The organism is Amycolatopsis sp. NPDC043885, from assembly GCF_056435685.1.
Genome location: NZ_JBWKEA010000015.1, coordinates 201,456 through 218,463, shown reverse-complemented (window position 1 = coordinate 218,463; position 17,008 = coordinate 201,456). Strand labels below are relative to the sequence as shown.

The following is a 17,008-nucleotide window of genomic DNA, read 5'->3' as shown; positions in this document are numbered from 1 at the left end:
TTGTAGGTTCTCGCCGGCCATGGCGTGTCGATCTTGTTGACCTGGGCGTTCTCGGTTCTGGTACAGCCACCTGTCCGAAGTTCCTCATCGCGGCATGAGCGGAATGTCAGTGTGGCGAGCCGGTGCGCCCGGCCTTCAGTATCCCCTGAGGTCAGGCCACCAGTGTTCGTCGACGATCAAATCGTCCGTGTCGAGCAGGTGGCGCTCGAACTCAGTGACGTCCACCCGCGGTGGGGCGGCGTCCATCGCAGCGGTGACTTCAGTCGGCAGTCTGACGTTGTGCGTTTCGACGTAGTGCGCGAGCCCTTCCGGCCAGATGAAGCGAACGCCGTTGGTCAGCTCCGCACTACCGTTCGCCTGCCCGCAGATGCGACAAAGCGACCTGCCGGCGGCAGCGGCGAACACGCTCCCGCCACGACGGTATTCCACCGCTCGATCGCGCAGCGCGGCATCGAGTGATTGATCGACGAACGACCGAACGTCAGGCCACCCGGGTGCCTCAGGACCGAGCCAATATCCGCTCAAACCGCAGGCTTCGGGTCGTTGCAGTCACCGAGCCATCATCCCAAGCGCCGATCGTGAGTGGTCGCTTCGGCTGTCGTGCGCTGGCGTCCCAGGAGTACGTCCAGCCTGAACCCAGGAGACCAGGTCGCCATCCGGTGCGATCATGGTGGCGGACGGCGGAACAGGGAGGGCTGGTTGGCGAAGCGACGGTACGTGGCGAGGGGCGTGCCCGGCGGCTATCGGATCTGGGACAACAAGGCGTCGCGGTGGTGGGGGGACCAGTACGAACTGTGCCCCGACGACCTGCTCGCCGAGCTGAACGGCGCACGCGACCCCGCTCGGATCACCGCCCTTCTCAAGCGCTACCGGGCACTCCGGCGCTGAGCCTGAGGAAGAACTGGCGGTCGCTGCGGACGGCAGCCCGGCTCTGGCCGCTGAGATCAGCCCGCTCATCACCCTGAGCGGGAAGCAAGTCGTGGCTTTACCCTCGAACCGGTGTCAACGAAGTACCCTCACCGCATGTCCCGCCCCGTGACCCGAACCTCGTTCAAGCACGCCTTGCTGCCAATCGCCAACCCCCGCGAGCTGCCCGCTCCGCAACGGTTGTGGGCCAATTCGGAATGGGAGCGGATCAGGCTGGGACTGCAGGAGAAGGACATGGACGACAAATGGGTGGCGCTGGTCGAAGGCGACCGGCTGTCCATCTATCGCGCCGGAGTCGGGCAGTGCGCCTACGACGCCATCTTCGCCCCTTGCGAAGGTGGCTACCGAATCACCACGGCCTGGATGGAGGCTGGCCGCAACGACCGGCCAGACCTGCACAGCGCCTTCCTCGAACTGCTGATCACCGGACAGATCCTGCGCTCGCCCGACAATGACCTATGGGCCAGGTTCACCACACTGGGCGGAATCCGCGCCCTCTTCGGTTCCTGACCGAGCTGCCCGCGGCGCTTAACCGTGCCGCCATCGCCCCTCTGGCGCTTCCAATCTCGATGTCCTGGCTGGGGGTAAACCCTCTGAAGATCAACCTATGTCGACATTCGCTTCGAACGCGACCCTGTTGAATGCTGATCATGCCCGCTCTAGCCGCTAGACCGCGCTCTCATCGGCATGAGCGGACAACGATCAACAGCGCTTGACTGTCTTGTTCGACAACCGGTAGCCGTGGCGTCGAATCTTGGTATGTGCTGGTTCTACGACCACCTCTGCACCGCTGACCTGTAGATTTGGGTTTGCAACGGGTATTGCTGGGTGCACCAAACCCCAGTTTGCAGCCCATTTTTCTGGCGATTCCGAACAAGCATCTACCGATGGTCCACACACGGTCCGGAAACAATTCGGACCGCACCGGCTTGAATAGCCGCGGTCGGCACCACGTGCCGCCACCTTCAGTCGCCGGTACCGGCCACACCCAAGGTCGCCCCCCAGAGTCACCAGTGCTTACGCGGAAAGACTCATTGGCATCAAGACGGTAATCGCCAACAGGCATGCCCTTTTGACGCCAAGCCGTATTCCTTCAGAGTTGACATTGCAGGCGACAGATCCCTTTTCGACAAGGACTTCCGAGACGTCGGCGTAGAGCCGCCACGACAGCGTGCACCCAGAGGTAGTCCGTCCCGAATCCCCTGAGACCGAGTCTTTCAAGATGACACACCACACCCGTGCGGCATTGCAGGCTCCAGCCTTATCCTTGCCGACTGCCAAACCATCGGCGATCGCGAAAGTGATCAACAGGGGACCTCGCGACCGGTTCGACGGCGTTGCTCGCGATACCTTTGGCGGCAGCACCGTGTCACTAGACTGACGAGCCGACTCGGTCGCCGGTTGAGCAGTTTCTGCCCCTGCAGTCGCGGTAGCGTCTATACCGGTCTCACCTGTCGGCGGCGTGAGACTCGAGCGAGGAGCCTCTGCCGCAGGCTCGGAGCCCGCGCCAAAAATCTCTCCCCCAACGACCATGCACCATCGATTATTTGCCAACATGGTAAGCAATCCAGCTACGAGCGCCACCACCGAGCCTGCCCAAAGCCAACGCTTCTTCCCAGTTGTTTCAGCCATCACCACGTCGGCTCTGAACGGACACTCGTTATACCTTCGCCCAGACGTCGGTCCAGGGCTTGCCTTAGTTACAGACCGGTTGATTCGATCTTCGCGGCATTCCCGGGAAGGCGACGACCTCCCTCAACTCCTGCGGGAGCAGGGACTGAAAAGGACAAGAATGTCGCAACGTACACGCATGCTGACCCGCGCCCGAGTAACCCGCCGCACTCGCCGCCACAGGCCTCGCACTGGGCGCCATGGGACTGATGACACCATCAGCCGCCGCAGCCACGGCGGCCGGCAGTGAACACCAGTCCGGCCCGTTCGGGAACAACGGATGCCACACCGACCCGACCGACGGCGGCTTCTACTGCACCGTCTTCGACATCGCCCCAGCAGCGAAGCCCGTTCTCGACGTGGCTGTCGGAGTGACCTGCCCCAACAGGGAAACCAAGGACTTCATCATCTGCATGTCGGACCAGTAACAGCCGGCCACCCCGCAGCGCGACGATCTCCCCGTCCAGCACCAGATAACCCAGCCCGGCCGCCACGCCCATGATCTCCGGGATCCGGTCGGCCAGGTCGATCTCCCAGCACGACTACGACACACCGCAGCGGTGAAGAACAGCGCACGCCAACCGTCGAACTCCGGGGTTTTGGGGCGGGGAAAGTCCGTTTCGTCGGCAGTCCGGGATTAGCCGGCCGCGGTGACTTCGGTTCAGGGGTAAACGACAAGCTAAACCTCTCCGCAAGGCGGAATCGGGGCGGCTTCAGGGGGGCGGTGGCTGCGCTGCCCCTGGGCGTACGGCACCGATCATCGGGCGAGCGCTGGGCGGCGTGTCTATGACCGGGCAGGGAGTCGGGCTTGCAGGCCGTCCAGGATCGCCTGGAGGCCGAATGCGAGTTCCCGGCCGGAGGTGGTGGCCGGGTCGTCTTCACTCCATCCCTCGCTGAGGGCGCGCAGCCGCGGGAACTGCATCGCGATCTCGGTCATCCGTGCGGCCCTGGCCTGGTCGTCCCCGTCACCGGCGGCGCGTGCTTTCCACGCGATCTCGGACGCCGCGCCGAGAGCGGTGCCCAGCACGAAGGTGAACACGACCTTCATCGCCTGTTCCGCGTCGCGTCCGGTGAACCCGGCGGCTTCGTAGATCGCGAGCAGGTGGTCGTCGTGACGCGCTTTGCCTGGGCCGTAAACGAGGTGAGTGCTCATGGCAGGCACCAGCCAGGGGTGCCGCAGGATCATCGCGTACATGCTGTCGGCCATCGCGGTGGCCGCGGTCCGCCAGTCGGCCTCGTCCAGGTCGGGCAGCTCGAGCTCACCCCATACCGAGTCGGCGGCGAGCACGACGAGATTTTCCTTGCTCTGGACGTGCCAGTAGACCGAGGTCGCGGCCGAGCCGAGCCGGCTACCCAGCTGCCGCATGCTCAGGCCCTCGACTCCGCCCGCGTCCAGCAGTTCGACTGCGGCTCGGACGATCTGTTCCCTGGTCAAGGTTTCGCGCGGCATCCGCTCAGGATAGGCCACGACTCGCACGGTGTTCGAGGACACACTTGCACAGTGTTCGAGTGCTCCCTACGCTCGGACTCGAACAGTGTGCAAGTCCTAGGAAGGGAACTCCAGTGGCCCCGTTCGTCGTCGTTGCCGCTTCGATACTGCAGTTCTTGCTGGCGGCGACCTTCGTGGTCATTCCCGTCGCCGGCGCTCTCCACGGTCCCCACGCCCAGCGGGCCGCCGAGACCGAGGTGGTGAGGCAAGGCTTCCCGGCCACACTCCTGGCCGAGCGCGGGATCAACTTCGGGACCAGCCGCGCCAGCATCGTGGTCGCGGTCGCGATCGGTCTGTGCCTCGCGACGCTGGCCTCGCTCAACCTCGCCGGGAACGGGGCGGGTCAGCTCCTGTCGTGGATCTTCCAGCCGATCGTTCTCATCCTCGGATGCGTCATCATGCCGGGCGAAGTGTTCGTCACGCGCTTTATCACGTCGGCCTTCACCAAGTCCGATGATCCGACACTGCGAAACCTGGAGGTCGCAGCGTTCGTCAACGCCGCGGTGGCCACCGTTCCCGCCTGGTACCGCACCGTGATTGCACTACGCCTGGTACTGGCAACAGCGGGCTCACTACTGATCATCATCTTGCTGGCGATTCCAACGGCGAACGCCCACTTCGGTTGAACGTTAAGCTGAGACACTGTTCCAGGACGACAGGTAGCGCCCCTTCGCCGAGCCATGGTCTCTCAGATGCCGACTGGGTCGCCAGTCTCGAAGGGCCATCAACCCGGTGCCCGCCGCCCAATCGTGCCAAGATTATCCAGGTGGCTCCGCGCCCCCCCTCGGCGTGGAGCCACCTCTTTCCTCGCAGTTGCTGCGCGCTCCCGATATCGCCTGTCATCATTCACACGAATTTCCCTGGGGCAAAACTGGGGCACGAGGGGGTCTCAAACGGTCTTGAACTGCATCCAGCAGCGCTGAACCACAGCGCTTTTCCTGCAGTTTCTCCGGTCCCACAGGTAGAAAGCCCCTGCGCACCTCACTGGCAGTGAGGGGTCAGGGGTTCGAGTCCCCTTAGCTCCACAGTGACGAAACACAGCCCGCCTGGAACATACGCCGAGGTAGGGCGGTTTTTTCGTTGTACCTCACTTTGAGAAACGATGCACCGAACTTCAGCTACCGTTCAGTAACTGGGGCAAACCTGGGGCACGCCCATGACCCCGTTTCAAACGGGGTCACCAAAACTGCCCCAGGCCAGTACCCCAGCCGGGTGATCCTTTGGAGGCATCTACGCCGCTCAGGTTAGATCTGCGGCCTGCAACCGACGAGCGACCGGCGATGACGCTGGGGCGGTGCCCGTTCAGGCGAACGTGGCTCGATGACATCCTGAGCGGCCGCGCGGACTTGGTCCCTGCTGGGTGGCTTGACCAGCCGAGTCATCAGCTCTCCTGGGCGGTGTGCCGTCTGGTGACTCCGATGATGGATGTCGCGGCGGCCCGGTGACTCGGTCACTGCCCATCCGTCCACAACCGACACGGGTCAGCTTCCTCACCAGCGCTGGACGCCGTGCGACGATCAAGCGATGGAAGCTCGTAAGAACCCGAACTACCTGAAGGCGGTGGCAAAGGCCGTTGAGGAGTTCCGCGCCGCGCTGGTCGAGTTCCTCGAGCTGCACGTGATCAACGAAGGCTTCGGCTCGCTGGCACCGGGAATCGCCCCTGCGGTCATACCGCTCGATGAGGCTGATCCAGGCGAGATCACGCGGCGACGGGAAAAGGTGACTCGCTTGGCCGGCCGCGCGTCTGCTGCCGCGGAACTCACGGCGACGTCCATCTCCGTTCAAGGCCCGATGGGCAGTGGTGTGGTCGACCCGTTCATGAACTGGGTGACGATCACGCGTCCCAAGCCGATGTTGGAGAGTGTCGACGTCTTGAGTGCATGCGACTACGCCCTTGGCAAGCTCGAGGAGTTGATCCTGCGAGCCGAGGCCGAGATCCCACCGACCGTAGGTGCAGAGGCCATGCATCCAGCGGTCTGGGGGCCAATCGCTCGGCTATGGCGTGACGGGCACTTCCGGGAAGCGGTGGCGGCCGCATCCGAGTCCGTCGTCGCGATGGTAAAGGCCCGTACGAAACGCAACGACGTCTCCGCCACGGACCTGTGGAGACAAACCTTTTCGGACAAGGACCCTCGCCCTGGGCAGCCGCGACTGCGCTGGCCCGGCGACCCGAACGACCAAGACGTCAAGACCATGAACTCCGGTCTGCTCTCCTTCGCTCCCGGTGTGCAGATGACAATCCGGAACAGCGCTGCCCACAGCCTCGGCGAACTTGACGAGCAAGCAGCCCTCGAGCGACTGTCCGCGCTGAGCCTTCTGGCCCGTTGGGTCGACGAATGCGACGTCGTCGAGGCCCCAATTTCCTTAACCGAGTAAGAACGTCGTCCGGCGTTCTGCAGCGCAGTCCGCGCGGTCAACGCGTGGAGTGTCAGGTGACCGGTCACGGACCGCACCCACCCCTGGCGGAGACCTCAACGTTGACGCACTGCTCTGCTGGACAGGTCACTGTGAATGGACCTGTCCTGTCCTTGAGGTTGCCCCCAGGAACCTCAGGCCTGGCGACCGACCATGCGCGCGGGGACGGAGTACTTGTTCATCCTGACAGTGACCTGGGCGTAGCGGTCCACGCGTGGGGTGAACCAGCGACCGGTCTCGAACGGCTCGCTTGGCAGTGGAGCGAGCCGTGGCTGCTCGGTGGCGAAGTGTTCTCCGATTGTGCGGGCACGGGACCCGATCCGCCGTGCGTCGTCGGCTTCGTCCCAGGCGTCGACCATGGTGTTGAGCTCGGCGAGGGAGTCGACTTCTGGAATGGGGACGAGGTGGTTGCGACGGAACCAGCCGATCTGCCCCTCGACGCCGCCCTTCTCATGCGCCCCTTGGATGCCGGGCTGGCAGTAGAAGGCGTCAATGCCGTAGTGGGACCGGAAGGCGGTCCACCGGTCGGCCTCGACGCGTTGGCGGGAGAACCCGATCACGCTTGCGAGGGCAGCCTTGAGGTTGTCGTAGCGGATCTTCCCGATCGGGACGCCACCGAGGACCCGGAACGCGTGTGCGTGACCCTCGAAGAAGGCTTCCTGACCGGCCGAGGCACTGATTCTGTGCACGGCCTTGCCGGAGTAGGACAGCCGCAGGCTGAACAGCGTGCAGCTGACCAGCTCTCCGCGTAGCCGGATCGCGACTTCGCCGAAGTCGACCTCGGCCTCGCGGCCGGGCAGGTGCTCCTGCGGAATGAACGTGTTCGCGGGCTCCCGGCCCGCTTCGATCCGGATCTCACGGCGTCGCGTGGCGACGTACTCGCGCACCATCCAGTACGACACGTCAGCGGCGTGGTGCTCGTCCAGGAGGCGGTCGAAGACCCGCTTCGCGGTATGCCGTTGCTTGCGGGGCGCATCCAGGTCGTCACGAAGCCAGTCGTCGATGACCGCCTTGTAGTCGTCGAGGCGCGAGCCCCGCTTCGGCTGCGCATGGCGCGGCTTCGGCCACGCCGACTCCAGGGCCGCGGCGACAGTGCGGTACCCAACCCATACTTGCGCTGCATCGCGCGGTTCGACATCCCTGATCGCGCGTCCCGTCGGATCGCCGCGTACAAGTCGACTCGATTCACTGTCCGGCGTCCGCGATGGCGGCTTCAGCGGGTGCTGGCCGGATAAGTCCCGACAAGGCGCTGCAGTGTCGCAACGGTTCGCGTGGTGACGGGGACGGATAGGAGTTGTTCGAGGGAACCCGTGACGTTGCCTGCGGTCTGGCGAGGCTTCCAGCAAACGCTGTGGGCGAACGCAGGACCTAGGATGCGGATCTCGACCAGACCGTCCGGGCTGCGATATGGAAGTTGGACATCCGGGATCTCGTGCACGTCGTAGAACGAGATCATCGAGCGATATATGCCCTCCCCAGGATCCACCGGCAGCGTCTCCCCGACAGCACGCCGGATCTGCTCCAGCGTCCGGACGGTGACCGGATGCCGGTACCCAGCAGCCCGCAACTCAACAATCGCCTGGGCTGCCGCCTTCTCAGGGTCAGCCGCCTCGAACACGACCGTCCCGTTGCTCTGGAAACAGCGAGCAGCCGCCGGACCGCCGAATGCCTCCACCAGCTCGGCGCTTGTCGGACTGCCCGGGTGGCCGAGGTTGAGATTGCGGAAGAAGGCGACGGAGTTCATGACTCGGCCAGATCCCTGATGACTTGTGCCGTCTCCGCCGGGTTGGTGATCATCGGCCAATGGCCGGCGTCGAGCGTGCGGTAGCCCCAGCCGAGCTGCTCCGCGGACACGTCAGCGGCCGGGGGGCTGGTCTGCAGGCAGCGCACAAAGGCCACACTCGCGTTCGTTGTGCTCAGGGGCTCCTTGATCGCCGGCTGGGTGTAGGTGCCGATCGGCTGCGCAGTCAGGTGCTGTTGCATCCACACGAAATCAGCGTCGGTGATGCCGTGCCCCGGGTAGAGCTGGTCGAGCTGCTCCCGGGAGAACCAGGGGATTGCCCCATCGTGAGCCAGGCTCGTCATGAACGCGGCGACGTCGGGTCCCATGACGTCGAACCACGACTTGTTGGGTTGCGGCAGAGCGGCGTCGATCAGGATCAGTTGCCGGATGCTGTGTGGTTGTCGCTCGAGTACTGCTGCTGCTACATAGCCGGCGAACGAGTGGGCAACGAGGGTCACGTCCGCAAGACCGATGAGTTCGGTGGTGACGTCCTCGACCCAGTCGCCCAGGCCGACGGTTCTCGCGGGGGTCGAGTCGTCGCCCGTGGTGCGCAACTGCGGCGTTATGGCTTGGAACCCATGGTCGTTCAGAATCGGTGTGACGCGTCCCCAGGCCCAAGGGCCGAGTCCGCTGCCTCCGACGAGCACGATGGGGTTGCTGGCGGTCATGTGTCCACTCCTACGCGGTTGATGAAGTCGGTCAGGTCAGTGATGAGCTCGACGGTGGAATCGAGCGAGGCGACGTGGCCGCCGGTGTCGTGCGAGTACCAGGCAATGAGGTTGTTCTCGCGGGCTGACACGGAGCGCGCGGCGAAGTCACCGCTACCGAAGACGCTCACCCCGGTCGGCACACCCGCAGCAACGGCATCGAGGTCGCTTGCATCCATCGAGTAGATCCGCATGCTGCTGCCAGCACTCGCTGTCAGCCAGTACAGAGTCGCGTTGGCCAAGATGAAGTCCGTTCCTAGACCGAAGTCGTCTCCGAGTTCGCCTTGCCAGAGTTGGTACTTGTCGAGCTGCCAGGCGAGCAGTCCCACCGGAGAGTCGGACAGCGCGAACGCCAGCGAGTCCGGGCGGCGACTCTGCAACTGGAGGTATCCACCGCCATCAACGGCGAAGCTCCTCAGCCTGCTCCATGCTGGCTCGTCGTCCGCGTTTTCGGCCATGAAGCCTCGTAAGCCGGCGCTGACGTGGACACCGATGACCCGCCCGGGTTCGACTGCCCCGATGGCTCGGGCGACTACGGATCCCCAGTCCTGTCCGTGGACGATGAACCGGTCATGCCCCATCGCCGACATCGCATCAGCCAGGAGGCGTGCCGAGTCGGTGACCGACCAAGCACCGGGTGGCAGCACTGAGGTGCCAAATCCGGGGAGAGTTGCCACCACAACCTCGGACGCCAGGGTCTGCAGCGGCTCGATTACCCGGTGGAAGGCGAGAAATGAGGTGGGCCAGCCGTGCAGGAGCAGAATCGGGACTTGCCCTGATCCGGGGAACCTTGCGGCGTGGACTCGACGACCGCCAATGTCGAGATTGACGTGGTCGCCGATTCCCCGACGCTTTGGTTGCTTAAGCCACTGATCCCACTCGGCCGCATACTGCTCCACGATCGACGGCGTGACACCGTGTACCCAGTTTTCTGAGGACGGCAAGACTGGCCATCGCGTTTCACTCAGACGGCCACGGAGTGCCTCAAAGTCCGGCCCCGGGGACGTGAGCGCACCCAGAAGCAGTTGGTAGCATCCTGTCACATTGTCACTCTAGGAAATATGACAGGGTGCTGTCAAAGGGGGGTTGCGGTGAACGCCGATGTCGACGCGGCTCTACATGCCATCTTCGAGGTGAACCGGCTCCTCCGTGACGCTGGAGAGCGAATATCCGCAACCGCTGGCCAGACGCACTCCCGTCGCATGGTCCTCCAAACCGCCGGCGACCGCGCCACCGTGCCGGACATCGCCCGCCAACTCGGACTCCAGCGACAAAGCGTCCAGCGTGTCGCCGACGAACTGGTCCAGGCAGGCCTAGCCCATTACGAAGACAACCCTCACCACCGACGATCCCGACTTCTCGTCACAACAGCAGCCGGCAAGACCGCACTCGCGGCGATCCAGCGCGCTCACCACGAATGGGTCGCGGAACTGGAAGCCACGGTCGGCGAACTCGACTGGGCACACCTTCGTGCTGATCTGGACCACATCGTGCAGACCGTAGGGAATCACCCGCGGCCCCCCGAGTAGATGGCGGCTCGCGCGCCCAATCATCTGGGATGCCACCCGGTGGTGTCGACTCTCGCCAACATGCTGACCCGATGGATCCTCGTCGGTGCTCGAACTCGCCTACAAGTGGTGTCGGACGAGACCTCCGTAGCCAGTCCAGGCGCGCCGGCTGTGCCGCTTGCCCGTCGTGGGACCACCTCGTTGCCATTCTTGGTGCCGCCGACGGGCGGCGCAGAAGCAGAGCAGGAAATCGCCCGGCGATTTGGCTGAACGCTAGGGTCCCGAACGAACGATCAGCGGCATGAGCGGAGAATTGCCCACCGGAGTTCAACGGGGCCCGACCCGGCAGGAGGAGCCGTCCATGTCTGTTCGCCTGAGCGCGGTCGTCAAGGCGCCGAACGGATACCTGCTCGCCCTACGACAAGACTTGCCTGACAGCACCCATCGACATCTCCTGCCTGGCCGCAGGGTCGAGGACACCGACCGGCCGTTCGAGGACGCATTGCGGCGTGTCCTCCGCGAGCAGGCGAACCTCAACACGACCATTGGGGCGCTCATCAACATCGACAAGACTGGCGTTGACGACGAATACGTGTTCATCGCGTACGCCGACGGGGACAACTCGGTTTCGGGAGACTTCACTGAGCTGTTCCCTCCAGCACCGGGCGGGTGTTCCTGGAACTGCATCGAGCTCACCCCAGCCGCCATCCACGACGCCAACTTCACGCCCGAGGGAATCGGATACCTCCTCGCCGGCCACCTGCGACACGGCCAGCTGCCGTGGGCGCTGGCCGATATCCGATCACGACCGCCTGCCACTCGCCGCCACCACAAGGCGCCCTGAGCCGTGAGAGTCCCGTGCTCAACGGCACAGGCGGGCTCGACAGCGCCGGGACCACGCCCGCATCGCGGCATGAGCGGATGTTCGTAGTAGGACGAACAGGTGGACTGCTCGGTCTGTGCGAGGAGGTGCCGGGTCGGCGTGTGTCGGCGCTCGTTGCCCTTGTCGCCCATGGGTAGTGCCGAGAGTGTTCGCTTCGCTACTGTTGTCGTGGAGTCGGCGGTAATGCGAAGGGGCCCTCACCATTCCGTTGATCGGCTTCGTGGCATCCCTGTTGCCGCCGTTGTTCGCGGCTCGATCTCGTTCCCTGTTCTGGCCCCTGACTTCCCCGATCATGAGGCACCTCTCCGCGGCACTCGCCGTCACCGGGCTCTGGCTGCCTGCGCTGCTGGCAGTAGTTTCGTTCGGCCGGTCAGGCCTGGCTGCCACCACCTGGCTGCTCATTCCGTTGTGCGTCCCCGTGGGAGCAGCGCTGGTGGTAACCGCTGTGTTGGCCGTTACCGCCCAACTCATCGGCACCACCGTCAGCGTCATCCTCCGCACCCCCTGGTCATGGGTCATCGGCGAGTGGGCAGCGCCACTGGCCTATGCGGCCGCCAGTCGTTGGCTGGTCGACGCTAGGTGCGTCGCCTGAGCTCACCGCCGAGACCAAGGACGACTGTCAAGCCCAGGCCGCCGCCTGCAGCCACTCGGCCGGGGACCAGTCGTCGTGCGTGTATGTCAGGTTCGGTTCAGTCCCCCGCCCGGCCGGTGTCGTACGCCCACATCGCGATCTCGACCCTGTTTCGGGCGCCGATTTTGGTCAGCAGGCTGGCGACGTGGGTCTTGGCGGTCGTCAAGCCGATGAATAGCTCGGCGGCGATCTCTGCGTTCGTGCGGCCGCGGGCGACCAGCGTCAGGACCTCCTCCTCGCGTTCGGTGAGCGGCTCGATCGGTTGGGTTCGTCGGCTCGACGGTTCCCTGGCGGCGAGCGTGGCCAGCAGCCGCCGGGTGATGTTCGGCGCGATCAGGGCATCGCCGACGGCGGCGGCATGGACGGCCTGGACGAGCAGTTCCGTCCCGGCGTCCTTGAGCAGAAAGCCTCGGGCGCCGGCTCGGAGCGCGCCCTGGACGTACTCGTCGAGGTCGAATGTCGTGATCACAACTACTGCGATCGGGTCCGGGACGCCCCGCCCTGCGAGGAGCTTGGTCACCTCGATGCCGTCGAGCCCAGGCATCTGGATGTCGACCAGGCACACGTCGGGGCGGAGCCGATGCGCCAGCTCGACGGCGGCGTGGCCGTCGGCGGCCTGGCCGACGACCTCGATGTCGGGCTGCGCGTCAAGGATCATCGACAGGCCGGTGCGCACCAGGTCTTGGTCGTCGGCCACCAGCACGCGCACCGTCATCGGCGTACCTTAGTCGGCAGTTCGGCGTCGACGGTCCACCCGCCCTCGGGCGCCGGTCCGGCACGCAGTGTGCCGCCGAGCAGCTGCACACGCTCGGTCATCCCCAGCAGCCCGAAGCCGTGGTTCGCCGACCGTGCCGGGTCGATCTGTCCGTCGTCGGTCACGCGTAGTCGCAGCGTTTCCGCGCCGTCCACGACCCGGATCTCCACACGTGAGGCGTTGCGGGCGTGCCGCAGGGCGTTGGTCAGCGCCTCCTGCGCCAGCCGGTAGACCGCCACGTCGATCTGGGGCGGAAGTTCGTCCAGGTCATCCGGCAACTCCACGTCGACGACCGGGACCGGGGCGTGTCTGGCGAGGGACATCAGGTCGGCAACGCCGGGCTGAGGGGCGTACCCCGCCGGCGCTCCGTCGCGCAGCACACCGACCATCACCCGCATCTCCGCGAGCGTCCGCGACGCTTCCCCTTCGATCGCCGCCAGCACCTCGAGTGCCGCCTCAGGTCGCTGCCCGGCCATCGCCCGGCCCGCCTGCGCCTGCACAGCGATCGCCGAGACGTGGTGGGCGACGATGTCGTGCAACTCGCGCGCGAGACCGACCCGCTCCTGGACGCGGATCCGGTCCAACTCCCGGCGCCGGCTCTCGGCGCGGTAGCGGAACGCCGCTCCGCCCGCCGCGGCCGCCGCGAGGATGGCGAGCCCGCCGAAGATCTCGGTCGGCCCGATGTAGTCGGGGACCATACCGATTCCCGCGGCGACCGCCACCACCGTCAGCCCGATCACGATCTCGCGCCCTGAGCCCCAGCGGACCAGCGCGTAGACGAGCACCAGGACGTAGATCATCGTGTCGAGGCCCACGCTCGGGGCTCCGCCCAGCAGGCTCGCCAGTCCCGACGCCATCGCGGTGCCGAAGGCCGCCACGACACAGGCCAACGGGTGGGTACGCCGCCACAGCAGCACCGGCGCGAGTCCGACCGCCACGATCGTCGCGAACGGCCGCCAGGCGACGTCGTCCCGGAGGACTCCCTCGAGCAGCGCCGTCACCATCAACGCCCCGACCAGCGCCCAGTCGCGCGACACCCGTTCGGGAGCGTCCGTGGCGCGCGGCTCGGCCCACAGCGAGCGCAGGGCGTTGGTGGTCACGCACCCAGCCTAGGGACCGCCGAGGCGCCGGGGACCGACCGAAAGAACGAGACGCCGCTCCTCCCCACGGCCGGGGCGGATCCGGCCTCGACGACGATGTGCCCGCCGCCGGGCTCGGCGATCGTTGGCCCACCAGTCCTCACCACGACAACGGAGCCCACGATGAGAACACGTCAACCCACGACCGTATTGGACGAGCAGCGGATCCCGGTGAGAGCCAAGCTCGCCGCAGCGTGGACGAGCCTCGTGCTCCTGTACGCCTACGTGGACATTCTCGCCTTCTTCAAACCCGGCGTCATCAAAGACATCGAGGCCGGCGTCGTCTTCGAGTTCGACATCAGCCAGACGTTGTTCACCGTCTTCCTCACGCTCATGGCGATCCCGATCCTCATGGTCGTGCTGTCGATGATCCTGCCTGCCCGGGCGAACCGCGCCACGAACCTCATCGTGGCCTCGGTACAGGTCCCCTTCGCGGCGTTCAACGCGGTGGGCGAGTCCTGGACGTACTTCTACGGCCTCGGCGTCGCACTGGAACTGATCGTTCTCGCCCTCATCCTCCGGTACGCCTGGACCTGGCCCCGCACCGCACCGTCGGCGACCACGACGACCATGGCCACCAGCCCGGACCGTGAAACCGTTCGCGCCCAGCAGTAAGCGTGAACCCAAGCCCATTCCCCATCCTGTTCAGAGCCATCTGCCTCGGTGCCGCGGTGTGGGCCTGCCGGCGGTGGGACACCGACTACGACTGACCTGCCGGTAGGGGCCTTCCAAGGCCCCTACCGGCAGGTCAGATCATCGGATTCGCACACAGGCCCACCGCATCGTCGGCACCGGACCCCAGCGCGGCAACGTCGTCGTTCGCGTCACTGGCACCCGCCACGACGAGCCGACATATCACGTCCGCCAGTCCCCACCGAACACCCAGGAGGTCCCGGTCATGATCCAGGCACACCAGCTCACCAAGCGCTACTGCGACAAGACCGCCGTGCACACCCTCCGCTTCACCATCGCGCCCGGCACCGTCACCGGGTTCCCCCGGTCCCAACGCTGCACAGGCAAGTCCACGACATGCGGTTGATCATGGGACTGGACCGGCCGACTTCGGGCACCGTCACGGTCAACGGCAAGCCCTACGGGCAGCACCGTTCCCCGCTGCGGGAGGTCGGCGCCCTGCTCGACACCAAAGCCGTGCACCCCGGCCGCAGCGCCCGCCCGCACCTGCGTGCGATGGCCGCCACCCAACAACATCAAGACTTCCCACGTCAGCGGGTCATCGAGATGCCCAGCCTCTCCGGGGCCGCAACCAAGCGCGTCGGCGGGTTCTCCCTCGGCATGAGCCAACGCTGGGCATCGCCGCCGCAATCCTGGGTGACCCCCGAACGCCGACGATGGTCTCTACCCAGTCCAGGCTGAGAACACGTCAACGTCCGCTTCTCGGCATGAGCGGACGTCAGCGAGTCAGCGCCACATCGTTGGCACACGTGCCATTGCCGCTCGCAGTCGGCGAACGGGTCCACGACGATGATGGCCCATCGGTACACGATGGGCAGTGATCAACCTTGTGCACGGCGAAAGGGGCGTCCTATCTCGCTACGAGATACCCAGTCATCTATCCACATCGGACTTGACCGCGTTGCGCAGGGCGGCGGTGACGTACGACCAGTCGAAGGTCGCCAGGCTGTCCTCGGCACGGGTGGTGATCGTGTCCGGGTCGAGCAGCGTCACACCAGCCTTCGTCAGTCGAGCGACGCTGTCCGCGTACGCGGGGTGCCGACGAAGGACGGGTTTGACACACGGAGCGGCAACGATGGGGACTTCGGTGCCAAGCATCTCGTTGAGCACGCCCAACGCGAACGTGTCGCTGAAACCCGACGCCCACTTGTTCATCGAGTTGAAGGTCAGTGGAGCGGCTAGGGCGTGCCCTGCGGATCTTTTTCATGATCGTGTGCAGATGATGGTGTGTGGTCGGACGTGGTGAGCTGACGGATAGGGCCTGGGCGGCGATCGCGCCGTTGCTGCCCGCGCAGTCGGGGCAGCGGGGTGGCCGGTGGCGGAGTCATCGGCAGGTGATCAACGCGATCTTGTGGCATGAGCGGACGGGTGCGCCGTGGCGTGATCTGCCGGAACGGTATGGGCCGTGGAAGACCGCGCATGAGCGGTTGCGGAAGTGGACCGCGGACGGGACGTGGGACCGCATCCTGGAGCACGTGATCGTCAAGGACGACTCACTCGGCACGCTGGAGGACAACGTCGAGTTCGTGGTCAGTGTCGATTCCACGAGTGTCCGGGCCCACCAGCACCAACTGGCTCTGGGCCGAGCTGAACATCCACCTCGTCGACTGGGAGTTCGTCGGCTACAGCGACACGCCGTACGACGCCGCAGAGCTCGTCGAACACCTCAGCGCCCACGCCATCGACGACGAGTTGTGGATCTCGCTGTTGCCGGACCTCGGCATCGTCGACGTCGCGACGAGCCGCCGGTTCCTTGCTGCGCGGCGCACCGTCACGATCCGCTGGCTCAGCGTCCAATGAAACAGCGCAACGAGCGAGTCGACGAGTTCGAGTTCCAGTTCAGGCGGGTCCGCAAGCTGATGAACAGCGACTTCCTGTGACACATCTGGTGCCGGCGGCGCTGCAGACGAGATGTCCCCCGATCGGGGTAGCGTCATCGGTGCACTGCCGGTTCCGCGATTGCCGTCCAGCCCGCTGCGCGGCACCGGCACCTCGGCCGACTGCCATTCGGCCCACCGCGCGGCCGAACACGGCCTGCCGACCGAATACTTGCCGTGCGTGGGTCAGCTCGACCTACCCGCCGATGACATAGCGACCACCGCAGTCAGCGTCGAAGACGAGCAAGCCGGAGCAGCCACAGCTGCGCGCCCCCGGCCCGATCCGGACCTCCACTTCCTCGGCCGAGCACTGCTGGGCCTGAGGAAGCTCTGAGCAGAGTCAGCGCTGGCCCTCCCGGTACCGACTGGCGACCCTCGGCCGGGTCGCTGAACATGCAAGTAATCGGGACAGATAGAGCGCAGCTCGGCGAACTGCGTCGCAGGTAAAACGACAAGCACTCAAGGCGATGCGATCGAGGTGGCTCAGCCCGTGAGGTGCACGGCGCGGACGAGCGAGCCAGCGGGGTCCAT

At 65.6% G+C, this 17,008-nt stretch carries 22 protein-coding genes and 1 pseudogene; 14 read left to right on the top strand and 9 right to left on the bottom strand.

Annotation, left to right across the window (positions count from 1 at the left end):
- Positions 1-135: 135 nt before the first annotated feature.
- Positions 136-405, bottom strand: coding sequence for a hypothetical protein (locus tag AC069I_RS33205; protein ID WP_478229152.1), 270 nt, complete (start codon positions 403-405; stop codon positions 136-138).
- Positions 406-699: 294 nt separating this feature from the next.
- Here AC069I_RS33205 and AC069I_RS33200 point away from each other — a divergent pair, with 294 nt between their 5' ends.
- The 3 genes from AC069I_RS33200 (at position 700) to AC069I_RS33190 (ending at position 3,026) form a co-directional block, all read left to right on the top strand.
- Positions 700-888, top strand: coding sequence for a hypothetical protein (locus tag AC069I_RS33200; RefSeq protein ID WP_478235143.1), 189 nt, complete (start codon positions 700-702; stop codon positions 886-888).
- 135 nt (positions 889-1,023) lie between these two features.
- A complete protein-coding gene (locus AC069I_RS33195) occupies positions 1,024-1,437 on the top strand; it encodes a hypothetical protein (protein ID WP_478235144.1) in 414 nt (137 codons plus the stop codon).
- 1,370 nt (positions 1,438-2,807) lie between these two features.
- Positions 2,808-3,026 (top strand): hypothetical protein, encoded by a 219-nt coding sequence (locus tag AC069I_RS33190; protein WP_478235145.1) that lies wholly within the window; start codon positions 2,808-2,810, stop codon positions 3,024-3,026.
- A 356-nt stretch (positions 3,027-3,382) separates the two neighbouring features.
- Here AC069I_RS33190 and AC069I_RS33185 read toward each other — a convergent pair whose 3' ends face one another.
- Positions 3,383-4,048, bottom strand: a complete 666-nt coding sequence (locus AC069I_RS33185) for a TetR/AcrR family transcriptional regulator (RefSeq protein WP_478267166.1) — start codon at positions 4,046-4,048, stop codon at positions 3,383-3,385.
- Positions 4,049-4,161: 113 nt separating this feature from the next.
- Here AC069I_RS33185 and AC069I_RS33180 point away from each other — a divergent pair, with 113 nt between their 5' ends.
- A complete protein-coding gene (locus tag AC069I_RS33180; protein WP_478267165.1) occupies positions 4,162-4,713 on the top strand; it encodes a hypothetical protein in 552 nt (183 codons plus the stop codon).
- 898 nt (positions 4,714-5,611) lie between these two features.
- Positions 5,612-6,463: a TIGR02391 family protein gene (locus AC069I_RS33175; RefSeq protein ID WP_478229146.1), complete on the top strand. Its 852-nt coding sequence runs from the start codon at positions 5,612-5,614 to the stop codon at positions 6,461-6,463.
- Positions 6,464-6,636: 173 nt separating this feature from the next.
- On the opposite strand, the gene istA is transcribed toward AC069I_RS33175, so the two are convergent.
- The 4 genes from istA to AC069I_RS33155 all read right to left on the bottom strand — a co-directional run bounded on the left by istA (position 6,637) and on the right by AC069I_RS33155 (position 10,035).
- Positions 6,637-7,647, bottom strand: a complete 1,011-nt coding sequence (istA, locus tag AC069I_RS33170) for an IS21 family transposase (RefSeq protein WP_478229162.1) — start codon at positions 7,645-7,647, stop codon at positions 6,637-6,639.
- Between the two features lie 68 nt (positions 7,648-7,715).
- Positions 7,716-8,246, bottom strand: coding sequence for a DUF1697 domain-containing protein (locus AC069I_RS33165; protein ID WP_478229145.1), 531 nt, complete (start codon positions 8,244-8,246; stop codon positions 7,716-7,718).
- The gene (locus AC069I_RS33160; RefSeq protein ID WP_478229144.1) at positions 8,243-8,953 is read right to left on the bottom strand and encodes an alpha/beta fold hydrolase; all 711 of its coding nucleotides are present in this window, start codon (positions 8,951-8,953) and stop codon (positions 8,243-8,245) included. The genes AC069I_RS33165 and AC069I_RS33160 overlap by 4 nt, the downstream gene beginning before the upstream one ends.
- On the bottom strand, positions 8,950-10,035 hold the full coding sequence (locus AC069I_RS33155; RefSeq protein WP_478229143.1) for an alpha/beta fold hydrolase: 1,086 nt from the start codon (positions 10,033-10,035) through the stop codon (positions 8,950-8,952). Before AC069I_RS33155 ends, AC069I_RS33160 begins: the two co-directional genes overlap by 4 nt.
- Before the next feature lie 48 nt (positions 10,036-10,083).
- On the opposite strand from AC069I_RS33155, the gene AC069I_RS33150 reads away from it, so the two are divergent.
- The 3 genes from AC069I_RS33150 (at position 10,084) to AC069I_RS33140 (ending at position 11,975) form a co-directional block, all read left to right on the top strand.
- Positions 10,084-10,521, top strand: a complete 438-nt coding sequence (locus AC069I_RS33150) for a MarR family winged helix-turn-helix transcriptional regulator (protein WP_478229142.1) — start codon at positions 10,084-10,086, stop codon at positions 10,519-10,521.
- A 340-nt stretch (positions 10,522-10,861) separates the two neighbouring features.
- Complete coding sequence (locus tag AC069I_RS33145) at positions 10,862-11,344, top strand: NUDIX hydrolase (RefSeq protein ID WP_478229141.1); 483 nt, start codon at positions 10,862-10,864, stop codon at positions 11,342-11,344.
- A 247-nt stretch (positions 11,345-11,591) separates the two neighbouring features.
- Complete coding sequence (locus AC069I_RS33140) at positions 11,592-11,975, top strand: hypothetical protein (RefSeq protein ID WP_478229140.1); 384 nt, start codon at positions 11,592-11,594, stop codon at positions 11,973-11,975.
- 97 nt (positions 11,976-12,072) lie between these two features.
- On the opposite strand, the gene AC069I_RS33135 is transcribed toward AC069I_RS33140, so the two are convergent.
- Complete coding sequence (locus AC069I_RS33135; RefSeq protein WP_478229139.1) at positions 12,073-12,729, bottom strand: response regulator; 657 nt, start codon at positions 12,727-12,729, stop codon at positions 12,073-12,075.
- The gene (locus AC069I_RS33130) at positions 12,726-13,868 is read right to left on the bottom strand and encodes a sensor histidine kinase (protein ID WP_478267164.1); all 1,143 of its coding nucleotides are present in this window, start codon (positions 13,866-13,868) and stop codon (positions 12,726-12,728) included. The genes AC069I_RS33135 and AC069I_RS33130 overlap by 4 nt, the downstream gene beginning before the upstream one ends.
- A 162-nt stretch (positions 13,869-14,030) precedes the next feature.
- Between AC069I_RS33130 and AC069I_RS33125 the strand changes: the two genes are divergently transcribed.
- From AC069I_RS33125 to AC069I_RS33115, 3 genes are all read left to right on the top strand, one after another.
- Positions 14,031-14,522 carry a DUF6326 family protein gene (locus tag AC069I_RS33125; protein ID WP_478229137.1) on the top strand — a complete coding sequence of 164 codons (492 nt, stop codon included), beginning with the start codon at positions 14,031-14,033 and terminating at the stop codon, positions 14,520-14,522.
- A 283-nt stretch (positions 14,523-14,805) separates the two neighbouring features.
- Positions 14,806-14,946, top strand: coding sequence for a hypothetical protein (locus AC069I_RS33120; RefSeq protein ID WP_478267163.1), 141 nt, complete (start codon positions 14,806-14,808; stop codon positions 14,944-14,946).
- The gene (locus AC069I_RS33115; RefSeq protein ID WP_478229136.1) at positions 14,937-15,281 is read left to right on the top strand and encodes a hypothetical protein; all 345 of its coding nucleotides are present in this window, start codon (positions 14,937-14,939) and stop codon (positions 15,279-15,281) included. The genes AC069I_RS33120 and AC069I_RS33115 overlap by 10 nt, the downstream gene beginning before the upstream one ends.
- Positions 15,282-15,473: 192 nt before the next feature.
- Here AC069I_RS33115 and AC069I_RS33110 read toward each other — a convergent pair whose 3' ends face one another.
- Complete coding sequence (locus AC069I_RS33110; protein WP_478229135.1) at positions 15,474-15,755, bottom strand: hypothetical protein; 282 nt, start codon at positions 15,753-15,755, stop codon at positions 15,474-15,476.
- Positions 15,756-15,829: 74 nt separating this feature from the next.
- Between AC069I_RS33110 and AC069I_RS33105 the strand changes: the two are divergent.
- The 3 genes and pseudogenes from AC069I_RS33105 to AC069I_RS33095 all read left to right on the top strand — a co-directional run.
- Positions 15,830-16,141: pseudogene (locus AC069I_RS33105) on the top strand (transposase); the annotation flags it as partial.
- 7 nt (positions 16,142-16,148) lie between these two features.
- A complete protein-coding gene (locus AC069I_RS33100; protein ID WP_478267167.1) occupies positions 16,149-16,400 on the top strand; it encodes a hypothetical protein in 252 nt (83 codons plus the stop codon).
- 111 nt (positions 16,401-16,511) lie between these two features.
- Positions 16,512-16,811 (top strand): hypothetical protein, encoded by a 300-nt coding sequence (locus AC069I_RS33095; protein ID WP_478229134.1) that lies wholly within the window; start codon positions 16,512-16,514, stop codon positions 16,809-16,811.
- The last annotated feature ends 197 nt before the right edge of the window (positions 16,812-17,008 follow it).

What these genes read in the sequence shown, in the direction of transcription:
- AC069I_RS33135 (WP_478229139.1), bottom strand. Translation starts at nt 12,729, where the DNA reads ATGACGGTGCGCGTGCTGGTGGCCGACGACCAAGACCTGGTGCGCACC.
- AC069I_RS33110 (WP_478229135.1), bottom strand. Translation starts at nt 15,755, where the DNA reads ATGAACAAGTGGGCGTCGGGTTTCAGCGACACGTTCGCGTTGGGCGTG.
- AC069I_RS33095 (WP_478229134.1), top strand. Translation starts at nt 16,512, where the DNA reads ATGTCCCCCGATCGGGGTAGCGTCATCGGTGCACTGCCGGTTCCGCGA.
- AC069I_RS33125 (WP_478229137.1), top strand. Translation starts at nt 14,031, where the DNA reads ATGAGAACACGTCAACCCACGACCGTATTGGACGAGCAGCGGATCCCG.
- AC069I_RS33195 (WP_478235144.1), top strand. Translation starts at nt 1,024, where the DNA reads ATGTCCCGCCCCGTGACCCGAACCTCGTTCAAGCACGCCTTGCTGCCA.
- AC069I_RS33120 (WP_478267163.1), top strand. Translation starts at nt 14,806, where the DNA reads ATGATCCAGGCACACCAGCTCACCAAGCGCTACTGCGACAAGACCGCC.
- AC069I_RS33190 (WP_478235145.1), top strand. Translation starts at nt 2,808, where the DNA reads ATGACACCATCAGCCGCCGCAGCCACGGCGGCCGGCAGTGAACACCAG.
- AC069I_RS33185 (WP_478267166.1), bottom strand. Translation starts at nt 4,048, where the DNA reads ATGCCGCGCGAAACCTTGACCAGGGAACAGATCGTCCGAGCCGCAGTC.
- AC069I_RS33165 (WP_478229145.1), bottom strand. Translation starts at nt 8,246, where the DNA reads ATGAACTCCGTCGCCTTCTTCCGCAATCTCAACCTCGGCCACCCGGGC.
- AC069I_RS33175 (WP_478229146.1), top strand. Translation starts at nt 5,612, where the DNA reads ATGGAAGCTCGTAAGAACCCGAACTACCTGAAGGCGGTGGCAAAGGCC.
- AC069I_RS33160 (WP_478229144.1), bottom strand. Translation starts at nt 8,953, where the DNA reads ATGACCGCCAGCAACCCCATCGTGCTCGTCGGAGGCAGCGGACTCGGC.
- AC069I_RS33115 (WP_478229136.1), top strand. Translation starts at nt 14,937, where the DNA reads ATGCGGTTGATCATGGGACTGGACCGGCCGACTTCGGGCACCGTCACG.
- AC069I_RS33145 (WP_478229141.1), top strand. Translation starts at nt 10,862, where the DNA reads ATGTCTGTTCGCCTGAGCGCGGTCGTCAAGGCGCCGAACGGATACCTG.